This is a genomic window from Pseudomonas coleopterorum, assembly GCF_900105555.1.
In the GTDB taxonomy this organism is placed as follows: domain Bacteria; phylum Pseudomonadota; class Gammaproteobacteria; order Pseudomonadales; family Pseudomonadaceae; genus Aquipseudomonas; species Aquipseudomonas coleopterorum.
Genome location: NZ_FNTZ01000001.1, coordinates 2935491 through 2954480, shown reverse-complemented (window position 1 = coordinate 2954480; position 18990 = coordinate 2935491). Strand labels below are relative to the sequence as shown.

Here is an 18990-nt window from a genome sequence, read left to right as displayed (position 1 = left end):
AGCCTGGCTGCCGGGAGGTTTTTCAGTGTCCATGATCGGCACAGTGACAACACTCATGGGTGGCCTGCCGGCTCACCGACCGCTTCTGGTTTCGAACCCGTTCAGGCAAGCGCAGACTCGATGCAGAGATTCCTGACGAGCGAGTTAGCCCTGCAAGACCGGACGGGACACGAACCATGGATCAAAGCGGTTCAATATGCCACGGTGCACTGTGCAGCCTGACTCGGCGTGGTGTCAGGCGCGCTGTGGGTTTTTCCGCCAGTGCTTCGAGCAGCGCCGCAGGCTGCTCCATGGGCAAGTCGGCCAAGGCATCAGGCGCCAGTTCCCACCACTGGCTGGCCAGCAAGCGTTCGATGGTACCGGGGTCGAAGCGGTAGCGAATCACCCGTGCCGGGGTCCCGGCGACGATCGCGTAAGGCGGCACGTCCTTGTTCACCAATGACTGCGCGCCTACCACGGCGCCCGTGCCGATGCTGAGGCCGTCCATGATCATCGCATCGCGCCCGACCCATACGTCGTGCCCCAATGTGGTTGGTGCACTGACATAATAGCCCGCCGCCCCGGGCGCTCGCGCCGCACGCAAGGCGAACAGTTTGCTGTGAGTGGACAGCCAGCCCAGCGGGTGCGACTGACGGCTGTGACCAATGACCGTGTTGGCGGCGATCGAGCAGTAACGACCGATCTCGGACACTTCATGCAACTCGGCACCGCTCATGATATCGGTGTGCGCGCCGATGCTCAGGCGCTGGCCGAACAGCTTGACGTCATGCAGTTTGACGCCTTCCTCGAGCGTTAGCTCGATGCCGTTGCGCAATCCGCGGCTGCCGCAGTCCAGGCGGCACTTGCGCGCCGCCAGAGTTTTCTTCAGCTTGCGGTCGAGGAAGGCGCGTTTGAGAACGTTCATTGCAGGGTCCGGATCAGTCATGCGGGCCGTAAGCATATCCCATGCGCGATCGCTGTAGCAGCGGCGCAAGCCCTATCTGGCCGCACCGCGATCCTATCGACCCAACGCATCGACCGTCGGCGCGGCTCGCGCCGCCGCTACAGCGTTCAAGGAATCAGGCGTTCGCTGCGCAGCTTCTCGAACACGTCGAAGAATGCCTGATCACTGGCCTGAAACTCCGTGAAGCCCAGTCGACGGCTCTTGGACACATCAGTGACCACCTCGATCGGACGGCCCAGATCGGCATCGGTGTGCCAAGGTGAAACCAGCCGATCGATATCCGCTTCGCGCAGGCCATGTTTCTGGGCCAACTGTTGCCATACGTCGGCGTCGTCGGTCATTTGCTCTGCCAGAGGCGTGACCTGCTGCGGATAGGGCGCTGCCTCGACACCGAACCAGTCGGCGATCTGCTGCCACATCCAACTCCAGCGGAACACGTCACCGTTGGTCACGTTGAAAGCCTGATTGGCCGCCGCGGGAGTCGTACTGGCCCAGAGCAACTGTTTGGCCAGCAAACGGGCGTCGGTCATGTCGGTCAGGCTGTCCCACTGCACGCGCGAGCCGGGGAACACGAACGGGCGGCCGGTGGCTTTGCAGATGGAGGCATACACCGCCAAGGTGGTCGCCATGTTCATGGCGTTGCCTACAGCCACACCGGTAATGGTGTGAGGGCGATGCACGCTCCAGGTGAAACCATCGCGCTGGGCGGCGGCGAACACTTCATCTTCCTGGGCGTAATAGAAGTTCTCGACGTCCAGGCGACCCTGCTCCTCACGAAACGGGGTCTGCGGCAGGCTGCCCTTGCCGTAGTTTTCGAACGGGCCCAGGTAGTGCTTGAGACCGGTGACCAGGGCCACATGCTTGACGCTTCCCGCCGCGCGCAAGGCGTCGAGCACGTTGCGCACCATGGCGGCGTTGACGCGGATGTTCTCCGCTTCGGTGTCCTGGCGGGCCCAGGTGGTCAAAAAGACGTGGGTGGGCTTGAGCTCGGCCAGCGCCGTGGCCAGTGAAGCTGGGTCCAGCAGGTCAGCCTGGACCGGGGTGACACCCTCGGCCACGGCTGGCTTGCGCGCCAAGCCAGCGACCTGCCAACCCTGGTCCAGCAGCAGCCGCGAAGTCGCGCTGCCAACGATGCCGCTGGCGCCTACCACCAATGCAGAATGAGTCATGTTGTCTCCCGTTTTGAGTGGATGCTGTGGCGTTGGACCGCAACATCCCGCGGGGGACTGCATCGAATTGCGTGTGGTGGGACGTCGCAGCGCTGCTGAGCAGAGCGCCTAGCGTTCGTCGAGGGCGAAGCGGGTCAGGCTAAAGGTGCCGACCCCGGCGTCCCGAAGACGCTGCGAGCCTTGCAGTTCGGGCAGGTCGATGATGGCCGCCGCTTCGAACACCTCTGCGCCCATCCGCCGAACCAGATTGGCCGCTGCGATCAGTGTGCCGCCAGTGGCGATCAGATCATCGAACAGCACCAGCGAGTCCCCTTCGCACAGGCTGTCGGCGTGCACTTCCAGAAACGCTTCGCCGTATTCGGTCTGATAACCCTCGCACAGCACGTCCGCTGGCAGCTTGCCTTGCTTGCGGAACAGGATCAGTGGCTTGTTCAGCTCATGGGCGACGATGGAGCCGATCAGAAAACCGCGCGCATCCATCGCGCCGATGTGACTGAACTGTGCGTCGATGTAGCGGTGCACGAAACTGTCGATCACCAGGCGCAGGGCCTTGGGTGATTGAAACAGTGGAGTGATGTCGCGAAACACCACGCCGGGCTTGGGGAAATCCGGTACGGGGCGGATCAGGGACTTGAAGCTGTGTTCGTCGAAAACCATCGGTCATAGCTCTGGAAGGGCAGGGATGGCGCAGTATAACCTTCACCGCCGGCCAGTACTGCCCCGCCGGCTGCGGTCATTTGACTAGGCTCTGTGTGAAAAGCCTTGATACTCGGTGATGCTGCGTTGAAAACAGCCTTGCGATGCTCATTTACAGCCCGTAAACCCTGCTTCCTCGGCTGTTTTCGCCTGGCCTGACCTTCGTCTCAAGACTTTTCACACAGACCCTAGGGTGCCACCGGCCACGGCGCATAGCTGCTGCGCATCGAGGATACGCACTTCCTTGCCTTGCGCTTCGAGCAGGCCGTTCTGCTGGAAACGGGTGAACACCCGCGACACGGTTTCCACCGCCAGGCCAAGAAAGTTGCCGATCTCGTTGCGCGACATGCTCAGGCGAAACTGTACAGCCGAGTAGCCACGGGCGGTATGCCGAGCCGAGAGGTTGACCAGAAAGGTGGCGATGCGCTCGTCGGCGGTCTTCTTCGACAGCAGCAGCATCATCTGTTGGTCGTCGCGGATCTCGCGGCTCATCACCCGCATCAGCTGACGACGCAACTGCGGCAGTTGCACCGACAGCTCGTCCAGACGCTCGAAGGGAATCTCGCACACCGAAGTGGTTTCCTGAGCCTGCGCGGTGACCGGGTACGTCTGGCTGTCCACCCCGGACAGTCCCAGCAGTTCGCTGGGCAAATGAAAACCGGTGATCTGCTCCTCACCGTTGTCACTCAGGCTGAACGTCTTCAACGCCCCCGAACGCACTGCGTACACGGCATCGAAGGCTTCGCCCTGGCGAAACAGGAACTCGCCTTTCTTCAACGGGCGGCCACGCTTGACGATATCGTCCAGCGCATCCATGTCGGCCAGTTCCAGTGACAGGGGCAGGCACAGGGGCGCCAGGCTGCAGTCCTTGCAATGGGTCTGATGAGTGGCGCGGTTTTTCGCCGGCTCGGACATTGGTCGATCCTTCTTGAAACATCTTGATAAGCACTCGTGACCGGACAAGGGTAACCCAGTCAACCGCCTCCAGGCCAACAACCGCCATCAGGCGCGGGGAACTACGCGCGAACCAAAGGCTCAGCTACATCAGGAAAGCCACCGCGTCACAGCCAAAGGTAGATACCCATGAACACGCTTTTTCGTGCACTGAAATACAGCGGGGTGATCGGCATGCTTTTATCGGCCTCATGCGGCGTCGGTGCCGCAACCGGGCTCAGCGCCTCGGGTCCTGCGGCGGGCGGCGGGGGCGGCTCGACCGTGAATACGGCCCCGGCAGCCAGCACTGCGCAGCCCCAGGCCAATACCACACGCAACCCGTCCAGCAGCATGAATCGCGCCCCGGCCACCCGAAGTTCGAGTACGATCCAAGAGCCCGCGTCCTCCTCACCTTCGGACACGACCGACACCTTGCAACAGCAGCGCCAGCAGAGCGGTGCGCAGATGATCGAAGAACGCAAGGGGCGAGCGGCGGACAGCAACTGACCCCAAACCAGAGGAACAAGCATGTCGAAGAAAATAGCGTTGGTGACCGGTGCCGGCAGCGGCATCGGCCGGGCGACCGCCTTGGGGCTGGCAGCCGATGGTTTCTGTGTGGTGCTGGCGGGCAGACGTCTGGAAACCGTGCAGGCGGTGGCGCAGCAGATAGCGGGGCAGGGCGGTGAAGCCCTGGCAGTGGCGGCCGATGTCCGCGACAGCGTCAGCGTCGACGCTCTGTTCGCCACCGTCGAGCAGACCTACGGACGCCTCGACGTGATTTTCAACAATGCGGGCATTGGCGCCCCTGCGGTGCCGATCGACGAGCTGGACGTGGCCAAGTGGTCCGACGTTCTGCAGACCAACGTCACCGGCGTATTTCTGTGCTGCCGCGCTGCGTTCGGATTGATGCGTCGCCAACAACCGCAAGGTGGACGGATCATCAACAACGGTTCGATTTCGGCGCACACGCCACGCAGTTTCAGCATGCCTTATACCGCCAGCAAGCACGCCGTGCTCGGCATCACCAAGAGCCTGGCGCTCGATGGCCGCGAGTTCAACATCGCCTGCAGCCAGATCGATATCGGCAATGCCCTGACCGAACTGTCGGCACGCATGACAAAGGGTGTACGCCAGGCCAATGGCGACATCGCCGTCGAACCCATGGTCGACATGGAACATGTGGTCGACGCGGTTCGCTACATCGCCAAGCTGCCGTTGTCGGCGAACGTGTTGAACATGACCGTGATGGCCACCAACATGCCGTTCGTGGGGCGAGGCTGAAACGCCTCCCTGCGACTCGTGCGCTCTCGCTACGCTGTCGATCGGCGCGGATCAGGGTTTATCATGGCGCTCTTTCCCTTGCGAGCATCCTGCCGGAGCCCTGCCACCGATGTCACTGATCCACCATTCCAGTTCCGCGCCGTCCGAGGACATCAAGAGTCAGCTGCTGCAGATGGTCGTCGATTATCTCACCGACATCAGCAGTCTGGGCATCACCCCGAGCAATCCGCTCTATCAGCTTTACCAGTACGGTGTCGGCTACGAAGTGCATCAGTATCTGGAGGCGATGTCGGGCGGTCGTGAGGTGCGACCGGAACTGGTCCTGGCATTGGACGAAGCGCAGCCGGAAACGCTGGACGGGTTCGCCTTGTTCTTGCGCGCCGAGCACGACCCTTCGGTGTGTACCGTGGCCTACATGGCAGTGCGCGCATCGAAACGTCGCAGGGGCGTGGCGCGGGCCTTGCTCGACGTGATCGAGCAGCGTCATGCCCACGTGGAACTGGCCTGCGTGGTGAGCAAGGTGTCGTGGTTCGAAAACATGGGGTTTCAGGTGATCGGCGCGCAAGGACCGCAGGTCAAGCTGAGCAGTGACGGTGAAACGACCGATCAGCCCATTGCGGTACTGGACGTGGCGCCCATCTATGCGTCATTGGAAGTACGGCAGATCCACGCCTATCTGCTCAACCAGCACGGCCGCAGGGCCATGCTCGACGCCGAAAAAAAGCGTGACCGGCAACTCGACCACATGACCCGCCAGGCCGCCACATTCGCCCGGGACTCACAAATCTGACCGGTTGCCCCATTCCCCTGTAGCAGCGGCGCAAGCCGCGTCATCTGCCACCCAGGTATCCCTGATCAATCACCCGTTGGAACGCCGAGGTCGGCGCGGAACGCTCACATCAATGAATATGCAGCGACTTGTTGACCTTCGTCAGCAACCGCTCGCTCGTCCAGGGCTTGGGCAAGAACTCGACGTTCGGCCCCAACACCAGGTCGCGACCGGAGAAACCTGAAGTAAGCAGGATCGGCAGGGCCGGCCAGCGCTCGGCGGCCAACATGCTCAGATCGTAGCCGTCCATTTTCCCGGGCATGCGAATGTCGCTGACCACCATGTTGACTTCCCCTGGATGGGTCTCCAGAAAGTCGCAACCTTGGTCGGCCGTCTGAAATGCAGTGACCTTGAAGCCTGCATCTTCAAGTACCGTCGTCAGCAGATCACGGATAAGATCTTCGTCTTCGAGGACCAGAATGGAGGCGGTGGGCATGGGGCGTACCTTCAAAGATGCATAAGCGGCTACACAGTCGACTGATACAACTTGAAAGGGTTCTGTGCCAAGAAAAAAAGACTGACGAAAGGGCATAAACTGTTGCGTACAAGTAACGGATATGCAAAGAGATTCAGCCCGGATCGACGATGTCGAATAAAGTCATCTGCGGCATCATTTTCCTTCGCAGCGCTCACCTCTCTGGCTGGCTGATCACCAAGCGCAGGTGCTAACCTCATGCCGAGCGCGCCACCGTCTTGCGCCAGAGCCCCGATGGCTCGGCACCCTTTCGAACGAGTCCGATCATGAACAAAGCAACAGGCATCCTCGCTGGCATCGTCGTCGTGGCCGCAGCCGCCACCGTGGGTGGGGCCTGGTACACCGGCACTCAGCTGGAGCCGGTCCTGAGCACTGCCATCACGCAAGCCAACCGGGAATTGGCGGCGTCCTTCAACGTCGACGGCCAACCCGGCATGCAGATCGAACTGCTGTCGCTGGACCGACGTTTCTTCACCAGCACGGCGCACTACCGCATCACACTCAACAACCTGCAAAGTGACACCGGACCTGAGCGCCGCGAGCTGTTGCTGGTCGATCACATCGAGCACGGGCCACTGCCATGGTCGCACCTCAAGGCCTTCAGGCTCATGCCGGTGATGGCAGCCAGCAACTTCGAGCTCGAGCGTAACGCCGATACCCAGGCCTGGTTCGCCATGAGCCAGAATCAGCCGCCGTTGCGCGGTCAGGTCAGCCTTGGCTACGACGGCGCCAGCGATACCCGCCTGCAACTGCTGCCGCTCGACGCCCGCGAAACCAATGACACCGTCCGGTTTTCCGGCTTGAATGCACGCCTGACGCTGAACGCCGACGCCAGCCGCTACAGCCTGACCGGTCAGAGCGATGAACTGCTCGCCGATATCGAAGGCCAGGCCGGACGCCTCCAGGCGCAGTTCAAAGGCCTGAGTTTCGACACCGGTGGCACCCTGGGCGCCTCCGGCCTGTACCTGGGGCACTCCGATCTCAAGCTGGCCGAGGCCAGCCTGCAAGGCGCCGATGTTGCGCCCGTACGGGTGGAAAATCTTTCCGCTTCCGGCCTGATGCAGGAAGTCGAAGGCAATCTGGATGTCCAGGCCAGCTACAGCGTCGGCGCCTTGAACTATGCCAGCCGCCCGGTCGGCGCGCTTCAGATGAGCGTCAAGCTGGCCAACCTCGACATCGCCGCCAGCCGCGAATTCGGCGATCTGTACCGTACCGTCATTGCCCCGCAGTGGCAGACACCTCTGCCTGATGGCACCTTACCGCCCTTGCGCTTGACCCAGGTGCAGCGCCAACAACTGGACGCGGTCATCGGCAGACTGCTCGATGCCAAGCCCCGCTTGCAACTGGAGCGGTTGAGCCTGGCCACCGAACACGGTGAGAGCCATTTGAGCATGACGGCGCAACTGGCTAATCCGGCGCCGACGCAACCAGGCTCTTCTGCCTATTGGCCTGCGCTGATCCCCAGTCTGCAGGCCGATTTGCAAGTGTCCAAGCCGATGCTGGCCGACGTGGGCAGTCTGCAGGCAAGCCTGCAAGGGCAGACCGACCCGGCGCGTGTGGCCCAGGCCGGACGTGATCTGACTGCGACCATTGCCGGCTTGGGGCAGATGCTGGGCTTGGTCAAGGATGAAGGCGAACACTTGCGCGCTACCCTGCGCTACAGCGATGCCGTGGTGGATTTCAACGGTCAGAAGATGCCGCTGCAGCAATTCGCCCAGATGCTCGGCCAGGTCGGCGTCATGGGGCAGCGCTGAGGGCAGGGGTGCCGCAAGCGTCAGTCGCGCTGCGGCGGCAACATGCGTTCGAGCATGCCGTCGCGCCGCACCGCCACGTGCCATACCGTGGCGGCCACGTGCAGGACGATCAGGCCGTACACCGCAAACTGGCCCCACACATGGACGGTGTTGGCCAGTTTGCCCAGGTCCTCGTTCTTGGCGAATCCAGGCAGCGATACCAGGCCGAAGAACGGCACATCCTGGCCATTACCCGCCATCAGGTAGCCAGTCACCGGCATGGCCAGCAGTACGGCGTACAACAGGCCATGGTTCAAGTGGGCGAGCATCCTGGTGCACGCGCCGATGTCCGAACGATAGGCCGGAGCTGGGTACCGCCAGCGCCAGGTCAGCCGGATCAGCACCAGCAGGCCGACGCTGATGCCCATGGATTCATGGGCCAGGTACCAGAGCACCCGCACCGGGCCGGGTGGGAAGTTCTCCGCGACCCAGACACAGGGCAGTACCAGGCACAGCGCGGCGACCGTCAGCCAGTGCAATGCCTGGGCGAAGCCGTTGTAGCGTTCGATCACCATCCTCTCACTTCCTCAAGCGCCGCACCTGGCGGACGTATCTCGACGTCGGCGTGCCGACCGGCTGCACCCACTGGGTCATAGTATGTCCGTTACTGCCGTGGTGCGAACGGCGTACCGGTCAGGCGGGCATTGTCCGATGACCCTATAACCGCCAGTCGGAAAAGATGAATCGATTCACGTTTCTGTTTCATTTCATTCAATAGCGGCAACTCGGTGCCGATAGCCCCTGCAACTACACAGCGGACCTATCGGCCATGCAAAAAACCCTGAAATTCAGCCACAAGATTCTCCTGGCCGCCTCGCTCATCGTGACTGCAGCCTTCGCGCTGTTCACTTTGTACAACGATTATCTGCAGCGCAACGCCATTCGCGACGACCTGGAAAGCTACCTGCACGAAATGGGCAGCGCCACGTCCACCAACATTCAGCACTGGCTCTCGGGTCGTATCCTGCTGGCCGAAACCCTGGCCGAGAGCGTTGCCTTCAACCCCAGTGCCGAAGCCGTGGGCGCGTTGCTCAAGCAGAAAACCCTGCTGGCCAACTTTGACTTCGCCTACCTGGGCGATGTCTCCGGCAACTACTTTCTGGAGCCACCGGACACCATGCCCGAAGGCTACGATGCACGCACGCGGCCCTGGTACACCGATGCCATGAGTGCGCGTCGGACCGTTCTCACCGAGCCCTACATCGATGCCGCCAACGGCAAGACCATCCTCACCATCGCCACCCCCGCCATGAGCAGCAACGGCCAGCCGGTAGGCGTCGTGGGTGGCGACCTGAGCCTGGACACCCTGGTCAAGACCATCAACTCGCTGGATTTCGACGGCGGTGGCTACGCCTTTCTGGTCAGCGGCGATGGCAAGATCCTGGTTCATCCCGACAGCCAGTTGGTCATGAAATCGCTCAAGGACGTGTACCCGCAGCACACCCCGCGCATCGGCGATGACGTGACCGAAGTCGAACGCGATGGCCGCGTCTCCATCGTCACCTTCGCCAAGGTCGAGGGCCTGCCTTCGGTGGACTGGTACATCGGTCTGAGCATGGACAAGGCCAAGGCCTACGCCATGCTCAGCCAATTCCGCAGCTCGGCGGTGATCGCCACGATCGTGGCCGTGGTCCTGATCATCGCCTTGCTGGGCATGCTGATTCGCCTGCTGATGCAGCCGCTTCATACCATGGGCCGGGCCATGCACGACATTGCCGAAGGCGAGGGTGATCTGACCCGTCGCCTGAGCATCCACAGCGCCGATGAATTCGGCACCCTGGCCCTGTCCTTCAACCGTTTCGTGGAGCGTATCCACGACTCGATCCGCGAAGTGTCCTCGGCCACCGGCCAGGTCAACGAAGTGGCCCAGCGGGTGGTCAGCGCTTCGAACTCTTCGATGCTCAACTCCGATCAGCAGGCCAACCGCACCAGCAGCGTGGCGGCGGCCATCAACGAACTGGGCGCCGCCGCGCAGGAAATCGCCCAGAACGCCGCCCTGGCGTCGCAGCACTCCAGTGCCGCGCGCAATCTGGCCGCCGATGGCCAGGCCGTGGTTGGCCAGACCATCAGCGCCATGAACCTGCTGTCGCAGAAAATCAGCGGCTCGTGCGGCAACATCGAAAGCCTCAATGCCAGCACGGTGAACATCGGTCAGATCCTGGAAGTGATCACCAGCATTTCCCAGCAGACCAACCTGCTCGCGCTCAATGCCGCCATCGAAGCGGCGCGGGCTGGCGAAGCAGGGCGCGGTTTCGCCGTGGTCGCCGACGAAGTGCGCAATCTGGCGCACCGTACCCAGGAATCGGCCCAGCAGGTGCAGGGCATGATCGAGCAGTTGCAGGTGGGGGCGCGCCAGGCCGTCATCCTGATGAACGAAAGCCAGGGCCAGAGCGAATCCAGCGTCACCATCGCCAACCAGGCCGGCGAACGTCTGGTCAGCGTGACCCAGCGCATCGGCGAGATCGACGGCATGAACCAGTCGGTGGCCGCAGCCACCGAAGAGCAGACCTCGGTGGTGGAATCCATCAACGTCGATATCACCGAGATCAACACCCTCAATCAAGAGGGTGTCGAGAACCTGCAATCCACTCTGCGCGCGTGCGCCGACCTCGAACAGCAGGCGTTGCGCCTCAAGCAACTGGTCGGCAGTTTCCGCATCTGATCACCCGGCCTGCGCCGGCACGACGGCTTCCAGGGAAGGAGCCGCGTCAGGCTACAGATCCATCGCCACGCTGAAGGTCAGGTTGCGCGGCTCGCCGGGCATCGCCCAGTAGTTGCTGTAGGAACGCTCGAAGTACTTCTCGTCGAACAGGTTGTTCAGGTTGACGCCCAGGGTGACCTTGTCGCTAGCCTTGTAGTGCGCCAGCAGATCGACCGTGTGGTAGGCGGGCAGCTCGAAATTGCCCCCCGACTCCCCGGACCGGTCGCCCACGTAGGTGAACGCTGCGCCGATATCGGAACCGCGCAGCCGACCATCCTGAAACTCATAGACGCCCAGCAGGCTGGCGCTGTTGCGTGCCATACCGAGCAGGCGGCTGCCCTTGGGCACGCTGGCATCGCCCTCGGTCACCTCGGCATCGATCCAGGCGTAGGCGCCGATCACACGCAGCGCGTCGCTCAACTGGCCGCTGAACTGCAGGTCGACGCCCTGGCTGCGTGCCTTGCCGATGGCCCGGTTGAGGTTGCTCGTCGGGTCCAGCGCCAGCACGTTTTCCTTGTCGATGTGAAAGGCTGCCAAGGTGGCGCTCAGGCGTTCGTCGAACAGTTCGGCCTTGAAACCGGCTTCGTAGCCGATGCCTTCTTCCGGGTCGAATGACTTGCCACTGGCATCCAGGCCGTTGTTGGGCTTGAACGAGGTGGACGCATTGGCGAACACACCCCATTGCGGCGTGAGCTGGTAGAGCAGGCCGGCGCGCTGGGTGACGGCATCCTGGCGCTGGGTACTGCGGTTGCCAGTGGTGTAGTCGGCGATACGCTGGTCGAAATGTTCGTAGCGAACCCCGAGCATGCCGCGCAGCTTTTCACTGAAGACCAGTTGATCCTGCAGGTTCAGCGCGTGGCTGCGCACATGCTCGCGGAAGTCGGTGCCAGAACGCGCGCCGGTGGGTTTGGCCTGGCCATACACCGGATTGAAGATGTCGATGGGATAGGCACCGGCTGTGTTGGTCACCCGTTCGCTCTTGCGGTAATCCTCATACTCGGTGCCGATCAACAGTTCATGCTGCACGCTGGCGGTGTCGAGAAAGCCACGCAGCTCGACCTGGCTGATGCTGTCGTGCCAATCCATGTCGCGCTCGCGATAGCGGCGGTTGACGGTGCGTCCGTCGGCGTTGAGCGCGCGGGCCTCGCTGGCATCGCCGCTCAGCTCGCCCTGTTTGTAGTGGCTGGCCACGCGCAGTTGCCAGTCGTCGCTGAGGCGGTGCTCCAGCGCGGCCTGGATACGGTTGTTGTCGTTGTCGATGAAACCGTCGTTGGGTTCGCCGAGAAAGGTCCGCCGCGAGCCGCCACCCCAGCCGTTGCCAGGTGCAACCACACCGCGGTCGAACGCCGACTGATGCCGCACCAGTTCGGTCTCCACCAGCAATGAGGTATCCGGATCCAGTTGCCAGCTCAGCGACGGCGCCACGTACACCCGCTTGTTCTGCACATGGTCACGAAAGCTGTGGTTGTCCTCCACCGCCAGGTTGACGCGGCTGAGCACCTGACCTTCGTCATCGAGCGGGGTGTTCAGGTCCAGGCTGGTGCGGTAGCGATCCCATGAGCCGGCACTGCCGTACAGGCGGGCGAAGGATTCGGCCTGCGGTTTCTTGCTGACGATGTTGACCGTCCCACCGGGGTCGCCCCGGCCGTACAAGCTGGCGGCCGGCCCCTTGAGCACCTCGATGCGCTCGATGCTGGACACGTCCGGTGTAGCGGGATAGCCACGGTTGGCGCTGAAACCGTCGCGGTAGAACTCCGAGGTGGTGAAGCCGCGCACGCTGTATTCGTAGAGCGTCAGCCCGCCGAAGTTGTTCTGCTGGGACACCCCACCTGCGTATTGCAGGGCCCGCTCCACGTTGGTGCTGCCCAGGTCCTCCAGGACCTTTACCGGAACCACGCTCACGGCCTGGGGGATGTCCTTGATCGCAGCGTCGGTCTTGGTCGCGCTGCCCGAGCGCGTGGCGCGGTAGCCTGTGACCGGGCCATTGGCCGTCTCCATTTCGCCGCCAGCGGTGACGCTGATGGCTTCCAGTTCAAGGGTCTCGGGCGGGGTTTCGGCATAGGCGGGCAACCCCAGCACGCTGAAGGCGAAGCCGGCCAGGGGGGCGAAGCGAGGTGAGCGCATGTGCAGCAGTCCATTGGTGATTATAGTTATATTATAACGTCATGAATTGCGCCGTTGCCTATCTCTTTTCTACATCTTCTGGAAGCGGTGTTCCTCCCTGAGCAGTCACTGTGGCGCTTGGTCGCAGCTTGGCGCTCGAGAATCATTGATCTGGATCAATGGCCGTCTGGCGGTGCGGGCAGAAAATCCGCCCACCTACCGACCCGCCCGACACCGAGTGCCACCCATGTCCGGACACTTCGACTTCCTCAAGAAACCGCTTGCGCGGGAAATCGCCGTGATTCTGCTGATCAAGCTGGTCCTGCTGCTGGGCATTCGCAGCCTGTGGTTCGACGCGGGCGTAGACGTCAAGGATGACGGCACCACCGTCGGCCAGCATGTGCTCGGCTCCGCTTCCCCACCTCTCGAGAAGAACCTGAAATGATCTCCGAATCAGTCGTCGACCTTTCTCGGCTGCAGTTCGCCATGACCGCGCTCTATCACTTTCTGTTCGTGCCCCTGACCATCGGCATGGCGTTCCTGCTCGCCATCATGGAATCGGTCTACGTCATGACCGGCAAGCAGGTGTACAAGGACATGACCCAGTTCTGGGGCAAGCTGTTCGGCATCAACTTCGCCCTGGGCGTGACCACCGGGCTGACCATGGAATTCCAGTTCGGCACCAACTGGGCCTATTACAGCCACTACGTGGGCGATATCTTCGGTGCGCCGCTGGCCATCGAAGGCCTGATGGCGTTCTTCCTCGAATCGACCTTCATCGGCTTGTTCTTCTTCGGCTGGGACCGCCTCTCACGCAAGCAGCACTTGGCGGTGACCTGGCTGGTCGCGCTGGGCTCGAACCTTTCCGCGTTGTGGATCCTGATCGCCAACGGCTGGATGCAAAACCCGGTGGGCGCCGAGTTCAACTTCGTCACCATGCGCATGGAGCTCACCAGCTTCACCGACCTGCTGTTCAACCCGGTGGCCCAGGTCAAGTTCGTCCACACCGTGGCCGCCGGCTACGTCACCGGCGCGGTCTTCATCCTGGCGATCTCCAGCTGGTACCTGCTCAAGGGCCGCGACATCGCTTTCGCCCGGCGCTCGTTCGCCATCGCCGCCGCGTTCGGCATGGCGTCGATCCTCTCGGTGATCGTGCTGGGCGATGAGTCCGGCTACGAGATCGGCGACGTGCAGAAAACCAAATTGGCCGCCATCGAAGCGGAATGGGAGACCGAACCGGCACCAGCCGCCTTCACCTTGTTCGGCCTGCCCAACCAGGCTGAACAACGCACCGACTACGCGGTGAAGATCCCCTACGTCATGGGCATCATCGCCACCCGCTCGGTGGACAAGCAGGTCACCGGCATCAAGGACCTGGTGATCGAGCACCAGGCACGCATCCGCAATGGCATGCAGGCCTACGCACTGCTGGGGCAACTGCGCGGCGGCGACCTCAGCGAACAGACCCTGAGCGCCTTCAATCAGGTCAAGAAAGACCTGGGTTATGGCCTGCTGCTGAAGAAGTACACCGACACCGTGGTCGACGCCAGCGACGCGCAGATCGAAGCCGCCGCACTGGACTCGATCCCCGGTGTGGCGTCGATCTTCTGGACCTTCCGCCTCATGGTGCTCAGCGGCGTGCTGATGCTGGGTCTGTTCATCTGCGCCTTCTGGGCCTCGATCCGCCGCAACGAAACACGCAAACCCTGGCTGCTCAAGTGGGCGCTGTTCAGCCTGCCGTTGCCGTGGGTCGCGACCCAAACCGGCTGGTACGTCGCCGAACACGGCCGCCAGCCCTGGTCGATCGGTGAAGTGCTGCCCACCCACCTGTCGGCGTCGAGTCTTTCCACGGGTGACGTCTGGGGATCGCTGCTGGCCCTGGCCGCGTTCTACACCGTGCTGCTGGTGATCGAGATGTACCTGATGATCAAGTTCACTCGACAGGGCCCGAGCAGCCTGCACACCGGTCGCTATCACTTCGAACGCGGGGCGGCGTTGTCCCACGGTCCGCTACAGGGAGCCATCTGATGTTCGATTACGAGAATCTCAAGTTGATCTGGTGGGTGTTGGTCGGCGTGCTGCTGATCGGCTTTGCCCTGACCGACGGGTTCGACCTGGGCGCCGCCGTGCTGATGCCCTTCGTCGGCCGCAATGACAACGAGCGCCGCGTGGTAATCAACACCATCGCACCGCACTGGGATGGCAATCAGGTCTGGCTGATCACGGCCGGTGGCGCCTTGTTCGCAGCCTGGCCACTGGTCTACGCCGCAGCCTTCTCCGGCCTTTACTGGGCCTTGCTGCTGGTGCTGTTCGCCCTGTTCGTGCGTCCGGTGGGCTTCGATTACCGCAGCAAACTGGCCAACACGCGCTGGCGGCAGAGCTGGGACTGGGGCTTGTTCGTGGGCGGCGTGGTACCGGCGCTGGTGTTCGGCGTCGCCTTCGGCAACCTGCTGCTGGGCCTGCCGTTTCGTTTCGACGACACCTTGCGTTCCAGCTACCACGGCTCGTTCTGGCAACTGCTCAGCCCCTTCGGCCTGCTCGCCGGCGTGGTCAGCCTGAGCCTGCTGAGCCTGCACGGCGGAACCTGGCTGATGATGCGCACCGAAGGCGCGATCGCCGGACGTGCCCGGCAGGCTGCCGTGGCCATGGCGGTACTGTTCGTGCTGGCCTTCGGCGCCGCCGGTGTCTGGCTGGCGAGCGGTCATGTGCAGGGCCTGGTGATCAGTTCGAATCTGGATCCGCAACTGGCGCTCAACCCCTTGGCCAAGACGGTCGTCAGCGGCAACCCAGGCTGGATGGGCAATTACGTGCGCCATCCGCTGACGGCCATCGCTCCGGTGCTGGGCATGCTCGGCGGTGTGCTGGCGCTGTTGGCCGCCGCAGGTCGGCGCGCCTCGCTGGCCTTCGCCGGCAGCAGCCTGGCGATCGTCGGCACACTGTGCACCGCAGGCTTTGCGCTGTTCCCGTTCGTCATGCCCTCCAGCCTGGATCCGGCGTCGAGCCTGACCGTGTGGGACGCGGTGTCCAGCCACAAGACCCTGCTGATCATGCTGGTCGCCGCCGGCATCTTCGTGCCCTTGATCCTTTGCTACACCCTGTGGTGCTACCGCCGCATGTGGGGCCGGGTCACCACCGCTCAGATCGAGCAGAACGCGCACAGTCTTTACTGAAGGAGCCTGACTATGTGGTATTTCGCCTGGATTCTGGGAGTGCTGCTGGCGTGCAGCCTGGGCATCATCAACGCCCTGTGGCTGGAAGCCTCCAACGCCCTGGACGAGGACCCTGCGGATGAACGCTGAAGCGGCGCCCGCGCTGCGCACGCCCGGCTGGCGCTGGCTGTCATCGCTGCTCGCCGGACCGATCAGCCTGGTGTTGCTGCTGCACCCGGTGGCCTTGCTCGATGCCCAGGGACATTACAGCCATGGCCTGCTGAGCCTGATGATGTGGGGCATTGCCACCGGATACGTGCACGGGGTCGGCTTCGACCCGCGTGCCTGGGCCTGGCGCCTGATCTTTCATCCTTCGCTGGGGTGGGTCTTGATGGCACTGGGCTACTGGGTACTGTTGCGTAACCTCTGAGCGCACCCACAACGGGTGTTCAGGCCGCGCGACGCAACGAGATGAACATGGCGTCGTCGGCCAGGATGGCGGCGATCATCGCGCCGGTTTCGGCCAGGCGCCGGGCCAGGTCCTCGTCTGGAATGTGCAGGTCCCAGCGCGTCGAGTTGTCTTCCAGCATCGGCATATCGTCGACTTCGCGCAGCGCGGCAAGGAACGCGGCGGGCTGGGGCAGGTAGGTGGTGAAGCCGTCGCCCTTGAGCGCAGCGGTATGAATGCCCAACTGCGCGCAGACCTGTGCCTTGGCAGCGATATCGTCACGGTCAGCCTGGCGCGATTGTTCAATCAGCGCCGCCAGCGGCGCGTCCACCAACTGCCCGCCGGCAATCAGCGCAGGGCCCGTGGCCCAGGCTTCGCTGGGGCAGTCCTTCATGTCCGGACGCAGCGGGATGTGCGGATTGATCTCCATCGGATAGATGCGACACACCAGCGGCCGCTCGGCATAGATACCGCAGCGGTTGTCGGCGTTCAGATTCCGGCAGGGGCCCAGGTTGTAGGCTGCGAAGGTGATCGAGACGTAGGCGGGCGCGCTGCCGCACAGCACCGGCAGCGAGCGACGGCGGGCATGTTCCTGCTGGGCGTGGCTGAGGTTGAGGCTGTGCAAACCGGGGCCGTTTTCCAGGAAGGCTTCGAGCAACACGATCAACTGACCGCCATCCTCCGCCCAGCGCCGCGCCTCGGTCAGGGTCAGCGGTACGTGGTGGTCGCTGCAGCATTTGCCGCACCCGGTGCAAGAAAAACGTGTGTCCATGCAAACCCCGTCTGAACTGGATGAGTGACGAAAACGTGGCGCTTCGTCATCAGTGAGAGGGGAGAGAGCAGATTCCGTGCCAGCGGGCTTCAGCCACCGAGCAGGTCATGGGCGTCCAGCAGTCTGTAAGCCACTTGAGGGTTCTTTTCCAGGCCGCGACGGATGGCCGCCGGAATCGACTGCCGCGTCTTGCGACACAGTCCCGGCAACGCCTCGATGTGAATGGAGATGCCGCGCATGCTGCGCACGGTGCTCGCGCCCGGCGTGACTTCCACGCGCAGCCCGAGCTGATCGAAGATGCGTTGTTGCAGGCGCCGCAACTCGTCCAGGCTTTCCACGTTCTCCAGTCGTTCGAGCAGGCGTCTCTCTTCCTCGCGAGTCAGGCGCAGGATGCGCAAGTCGGCGTCGGGTAACGCGTGCAGCCGTTCGCGCTCGCAGATGCAAGCGCCGGGCGGGCAAGGTTGGCGAGCGACAGGGGCCATGTTCATGACCCGCAGCATAGCCATGCTGCAGGTGATTTGCACAGGGGCTGTCGACAGGACGGGTGCTCGTCCATACTGGCGCGAATTCATCCGTTCCCAAGGCCTTACATGTCCAGAAGTCGGCTCGCCGTGCGCCATGGCGCACTGAGCATCCTCCTTGTACTGCTCGCCGCCTGTTCCACCCAGCGCGCCGGCCAACCCCCGGCGCCTTCGTCCGAGCAGGTCCGCGCCAAGCTCGTGCAACTGTTGCCCGGCAAGGTCGCCGACCGTGAGGGCTGGGCCGCCGATATCGAAACCGCCCTGAAGGTGCAGGACATCGCCGGCACCGACGACAACCTCTGCGCAATACTGGCGGTAGCCGAACAGGAGTCCACCTTTCAGGTCGATCCCAGCGTGCCGGGCCTGGGCAAGATCGCCCGCCAGGAAATCGACCGCCGCGCTGGAAGCGTGCACGTGCCCGGTTTTCTCGTCGACACTGCCCTGGGCATCCGCTCGGGCGACGGTAAAACCTATGCGCAGCGGCTGGAAGCCGCGCGCTCGGAGAAACAGCTCAGCGAAATCTTCGATGACTTCACCGGCATGGTGCCCCTGGGCCGACAGCTGTTCGGCACCTTCAACCCGGTGCGTACCGGCGGGCCTATGCAGGTCAGCATCGATTTCGCCGAGAAACACCGGGCGGGCTATCCCTACACGGTGGACGGCTCGATTCGACGCGAAGTGTTCACCCGGCGCGGCGGCATGTATTTCGGCATTGCCCATCTGCTCGGCTACCCGGCCAGCTATGAGCGACCGCTGTATCGCTTCGCCGACTTCAATGCCGGCTGGTACGCCAGCCGCAACGCCGCGTTCCAGAACGCCGTGAACCAGCTGTCCGCCAGCCGCCTGGCGCTCGACGGTGACCTGATCCGCTACGACTCCAGCGCCGCGAGCAATACCGAGCTGGCCGTGCGGGGGCTGGGCAACCGCTTGAACATGAGCGACCGCGACATTCGCCGTGCTCTGGAAGAGGGGGAGACCTTGGATTTCGAGAAGACCACGCTTTACCAGCGTACCTTTGCCCTGGCCGACAAGGCCGCTGGCAAACCGATACCACGCGCGATCCTGCCCGGCATCAAGCTGCAGAGTCCGAAGATCACCCGCAACTTGACCACCGCCTGGTTCGCCCAACGCGTCGACGAACGCTACACCCGCTGCATGGCCCGCGCACGCTGAGCCT

General features: G+C 63.1%; 20 protein-coding genes. 11 read left to right on the top strand and 9 right to left on the bottom strand.

What is annotated here, in order from left to right; genetic code table 11:
* Positions 1–181: 181 nt before the first annotated feature.
* The 4 genes from BLV18_RS13170 to fnr form a co-directional block, all read right to left on the bottom strand.
* Positions 182–904 (bottom strand): CatB-related O-acetyltransferase, encoded by a 723-nt coding sequence (locus BLV18_RS13170; protein WP_090359137.1) that lies wholly within the window; start codon positions 902–904, stop codon positions 182–184.
* Between the two features lie 146 nt (positions 905–1050).
* On the bottom strand, positions 1051–2112 hold the full coding sequence (locus tag BLV18_RS13165) for an SDR family oxidoreductase (protein ID WP_090359135.1): 1062 nt from the start codon (positions 2110–2112) through the stop codon (positions 1051–1053).
* Between the two features lie 108 nt (positions 2113–2220).
* The gene (locus BLV18_RS13160; RefSeq protein ID WP_090359133.1) at positions 2221–2769 is read right to left on the bottom strand and encodes an adenine phosphoribosyltransferase; all 549 of its coding nucleotides are present in this window, start codon (positions 2767–2769) and stop codon (positions 2221–2223) included.
* A gap of 216 nt (positions 2770–2985) precedes the next feature.
* The gene (gene fnr, locus BLV18_RS13155) at positions 2986–3723 is read right to left on the bottom strand and encodes a fumarate/nitrate reduction transcriptional regulator Fnr (RefSeq protein WP_049858749.1); all 738 of its coding nucleotides are present in this window, start codon (positions 3721–3723) and stop codon (positions 2986–2988) included.
* A gap of 168 nt (positions 3724–3891) precedes the next feature.
* On the opposite strand from fnr, the gene BLV18_RS22240 reads away from it, so the two are divergent.
* The 3 genes from BLV18_RS22240 (at position 3892) to BLV18_RS13140 (ending at position 5812) form a co-directional block, all read left to right on the top strand.
* Positions 3892–4248, top strand: coding sequence for a hypothetical protein (locus BLV18_RS22240; protein WP_139211023.1), 357 nt, complete (start codon positions 3892–3894; stop codon positions 4246–4248).
* Between the two features lie 21 nt (positions 4249–4269).
* Positions 4270–5022 carry an SDR family oxidoreductase gene (locus tag BLV18_RS13145; protein WP_090359129.1) on the top strand — a complete coding sequence of 251 codons (753 nt, stop codon included), beginning with the start codon at positions 4270–4272 and terminating at the stop codon, positions 5020–5022.
* 109 nt (positions 5023–5131) lie between these two features.
* A complete protein-coding gene (locus tag BLV18_RS13140) occupies positions 5132–5812 on the top strand; it encodes a GNAT family N-acetyltransferase (RefSeq protein ID WP_090359127.1) in 681 nt (226 codons plus the stop codon).
* Between the two features lie 109 nt (positions 5813–5921).
* Here the strand turns inward: BLV18_RS13140 and BLV18_RS13135 are convergent, their stop codons facing one another.
* The gene (locus BLV18_RS13135) at positions 5922–6287 is read right to left on the bottom strand and encodes a response regulator (RefSeq protein ID WP_090359125.1); all 366 of its coding nucleotides are present in this window, start codon (positions 6285–6287) and stop codon (positions 5922–5924) included.
* A gap of 305 nt (positions 6288–6592) precedes the next feature.
* On the opposite strand from BLV18_RS13135, the gene BLV18_RS13130 reads away from it, so the two are divergent.
* Positions 6593–8080 carry a YdgA family protein gene (locus BLV18_RS13130; protein ID WP_090359123.1) on the top strand — a complete coding sequence of 496 codons (1488 nt, stop codon included), beginning with the start codon at positions 6593–6595 and terminating at the stop codon, positions 8078–8080.
* A 20-nt stretch (positions 8081–8100) separates the two neighbouring features.
* Here the strand turns inward: BLV18_RS13130 and BLV18_RS13125 are convergent, their stop codons facing one another.
* Entirely contained in the window at positions 8101–8634 is a 534-nt protein-coding gene (locus tag BLV18_RS13125) for a cytochrome b (protein ID WP_090359120.1), read from the bottom strand.
* A 254-nt stretch (positions 8635–8888) separates the two neighbouring features.
* On the opposite strand from BLV18_RS13125, the gene BLV18_RS13120 reads away from it, so the two are divergent.
* The gene (locus BLV18_RS13120; protein WP_090359118.1) at positions 8889–10781 is read left to right on the top strand and encodes a methyl-accepting chemotaxis protein; all 1893 of its coding nucleotides are present in this window, start codon (positions 8889–8891) and stop codon (positions 10779–10781) included.
* 51 nt (positions 10782–10832) lie between these two features.
* Here the strand turns inward: BLV18_RS13120 and BLV18_RS13115 are convergent, their stop codons facing one another.
* Entirely contained in the window at positions 10833–12944 is a 2112-nt protein-coding gene (locus BLV18_RS13115) for a TonB-dependent siderophore receptor (RefSeq protein WP_090359116.1), read from the bottom strand.
* Between the two features lie 226 nt (positions 12945–13170).
* On the opposite strand from BLV18_RS13115, the gene cydP reads away from it, so the two are divergent.
* From cydP to BLV18_RS13090, 5 genes are read left to right on the top strand one after another with little or no spacing between them, the layout of a single operon-like run.
* Positions 13171–13368, top strand: coding sequence for a cytochrome oxidase putative small subunit CydP (gene cydP, locus BLV18_RS13110; RefSeq protein ID WP_090359113.1), 198 nt, complete (start codon positions 13171–13173; stop codon positions 13366–13368).
* Entirely contained in the window at positions 13365–14951 is a 1587-nt protein-coding gene (locus tag BLV18_RS13105) for a cytochrome ubiquinol oxidase subunit I (protein ID WP_090359112.1), read from the top strand. Before cydP ends, BLV18_RS13105 begins: the two co-directional genes overlap by 4 nt.
* Positions 14951–16093 (top strand): cytochrome d ubiquinol oxidase subunit II, encoded by a 1143-nt coding sequence (cydB, locus tag BLV18_RS13100; RefSeq protein ID WP_090359110.1) that lies wholly within the window; start codon positions 14951–14953, stop codon positions 16091–16093. Before BLV18_RS13105 ends, cydB begins: the two co-directional genes overlap by 1 nt.
* 12 nt (positions 16094–16105) lie before the next feature.
* The gene (gene cydX / locus BLV18_RS13095) at positions 16106–16222 is read left to right on the top strand and encodes a cytochrome bd-I oxidase subunit CydX (protein ID WP_056843503.1); all 117 of its coding nucleotides are present in this window, start codon (positions 16106–16108) and stop codon (positions 16220–16222) included.
* Positions 16212–16502, top strand: coding sequence for a cyd operon YbgE family protein (locus BLV18_RS13090; RefSeq protein ID WP_090359108.1), 291 nt, complete (start codon positions 16212–16214; stop codon positions 16500–16502). The genes cydX and BLV18_RS13090 overlap by 11 nt, the downstream gene beginning before the upstream one ends.
* 19 nt (positions 16503–16521) lie before the next feature.
* Here BLV18_RS13090 and BLV18_RS13085 read toward each other — a convergent pair whose 3' ends face one another.
* Together BLV18_RS13085 and BLV18_RS13080 are read right to left on the bottom strand one after the other, a co-directional pair.
* Complete coding sequence (locus tag BLV18_RS13085) at positions 16522–17292, bottom strand: YkgJ family cysteine cluster protein (protein ID WP_090359106.1); 771 nt, start codon at positions 17290–17292, stop codon at positions 16522–16524.
* 89 nt (positions 17293–17381) lie between these two features.
* Complete coding sequence (locus tag BLV18_RS13080) at positions 17382–17780, bottom strand: hypothetical protein (protein WP_090362267.1); 399 nt, start codon at positions 17778–17780, stop codon at positions 17382–17384.
* 102 nt (positions 17781–17882) lie between these two features.
* Here BLV18_RS13080 and BLV18_RS13075 point away from each other — a divergent pair, with 102 nt between their 5' ends.
* Positions 17883–18986, top strand: a complete 1104-nt coding sequence (locus BLV18_RS13075) for a DUF1615 domain-containing protein (protein ID WP_090359104.1) — start codon at positions 17883–17885, stop codon at positions 18984–18986.
* Positions 18987–18990 lie beyond the last annotated feature (4 nt).

What these genes read in the sequence shown, in the direction of transcription:
- cydP (WP_090359113.1), top strand. Translation starts at nt 13,171, where the DNA reads ATGTCCGGACACTTCGACTTCCTCAAGAAACCGCTTGCGCGGGAAATC.
- BLV18_RS13105 (WP_090359112.1), top strand. Translation starts at nt 13,365, where the DNA reads ATGATCTCCGAATCAGTCGTCGACCTTTCTCGGCTGCAGTTCGCCATG.
- cydB (WP_090359110.1), top strand. Translation starts at nt 14,951, where the DNA reads ATGTTCGATTACGAGAATCTCAAGTTGATCTGGTGGGTGTTGGTCGGC.
- BLV18_RS13170 (WP_090359137.1), bottom strand. Translation starts at nt 904, where the DNA reads ATGAACGTTCTCAAACGCGCCTTCCTCGACCGCAAGCTGAAGAAAACT.
- BLV18_RS13140 (WP_090359127.1), top strand. Translation starts at nt 5,132, where the DNA reads ATGTCACTGATCCACCATTCCAGTTCCGCGCCGTCCGAGGACATCAAG.
- BLV18_RS13125 (WP_090359120.1), bottom strand. Translation starts at nt 8,634, where the DNA reads ATGGTGATCGAACGCTACAACGGCTTCGCCCAGGCATTGCACTGGCTG.
- fnr (WP_049858749.1), bottom strand. Translation starts at nt 3,723, where the DNA reads ATGTCCGAGCCGGCGAAAAACCGCGCCACTCATCAGACCCATTGCAAG.
- BLV18_RS22240 (WP_139211023.1), top strand. Translation starts at nt 3,892, where the DNA reads ATGAACACGCTTTTTCGTGCACTGAAATACAGCGGGGTGATCGGCATG.
- BLV18_RS13085 (WP_090359106.1), bottom strand. Translation starts at nt 17,292, where the DNA reads ATGGACACACGTTTTTCTTGCACCGGGTGCGGCAAATGCTGCAGCGAC.
- BLV18_RS13165 (WP_090359135.1), bottom strand. Translation starts at nt 2,112, where the DNA reads ATGACTCATTCTGCATTGGTGGTAGGCGCCAGCGGCATCGTTGGCAGC.
- BLV18_RS13145 (WP_090359129.1), top strand. Translation starts at nt 4,270, where the DNA reads ATGTCGAAGAAAATAGCGTTGGTGACCGGTGCCGGCAGCGGCATCGGC.
- BLV18_RS13080 (WP_090362267.1), bottom strand. Translation starts at nt 17,780, where the DNA reads ATGAACATGGCCCCTGTCGCTCGCCAACCTTGCCCGCCCGGCGCTTGC.
- BLV18_RS13135 (WP_090359125.1), bottom strand. Translation starts at nt 6,287, where the DNA reads ATGCCCACCGCCTCCATTCTGGTCCTCGAAGACGAAGATCTTATCCGT.
- BLV18_RS13160 (WP_090359133.1), bottom strand. Translation starts at nt 2,769, where the DNA reads ATGGTTTTCGACGAACACAGCTTCAAGTCCCTGATCCGCCCCGTACCG.
- BLV18_RS13090 (WP_090359108.1), top strand. Translation starts at nt 16,212, where the DNA reads ATGAACGCTGAAGCGGCGCCCGCGCTGCGCACGCCCGGCTGGCGCTGG.
- BLV18_RS13075 (WP_090359104.1), top strand. Translation starts at nt 17,883, where the DNA reads ATGTCCAGAAGTCGGCTCGCCGTGCGCCATGGCGCACTGAGCATCCTC.
- BLV18_RS13130 (WP_090359123.1), top strand. Translation starts at nt 6,593, where the DNA reads ATGAACAAAGCAACAGGCATCCTCGCTGGCATCGTCGTCGTGGCCGCA.
- BLV18_RS13120 (WP_090359118.1), top strand. Translation starts at nt 8,889, where the DNA reads ATGCAAAAAACCCTGAAATTCAGCCACAAGATTCTCCTGGCCGCCTCG.
- cydX (WP_056843503.1), top strand. Translation starts at nt 16,106, where the DNA reads ATGTGGTATTTCGCCTGGATTCTGGGAGTGCTGCTGGCGTGCAGCCTG.
- BLV18_RS13115 (WP_090359116.1), bottom strand. Translation starts at nt 12,944, where the DNA reads ATGCGCTCACCTCGCTTCGCCCCCCTGGCCGGCTTCGCCTTCAGCGTG.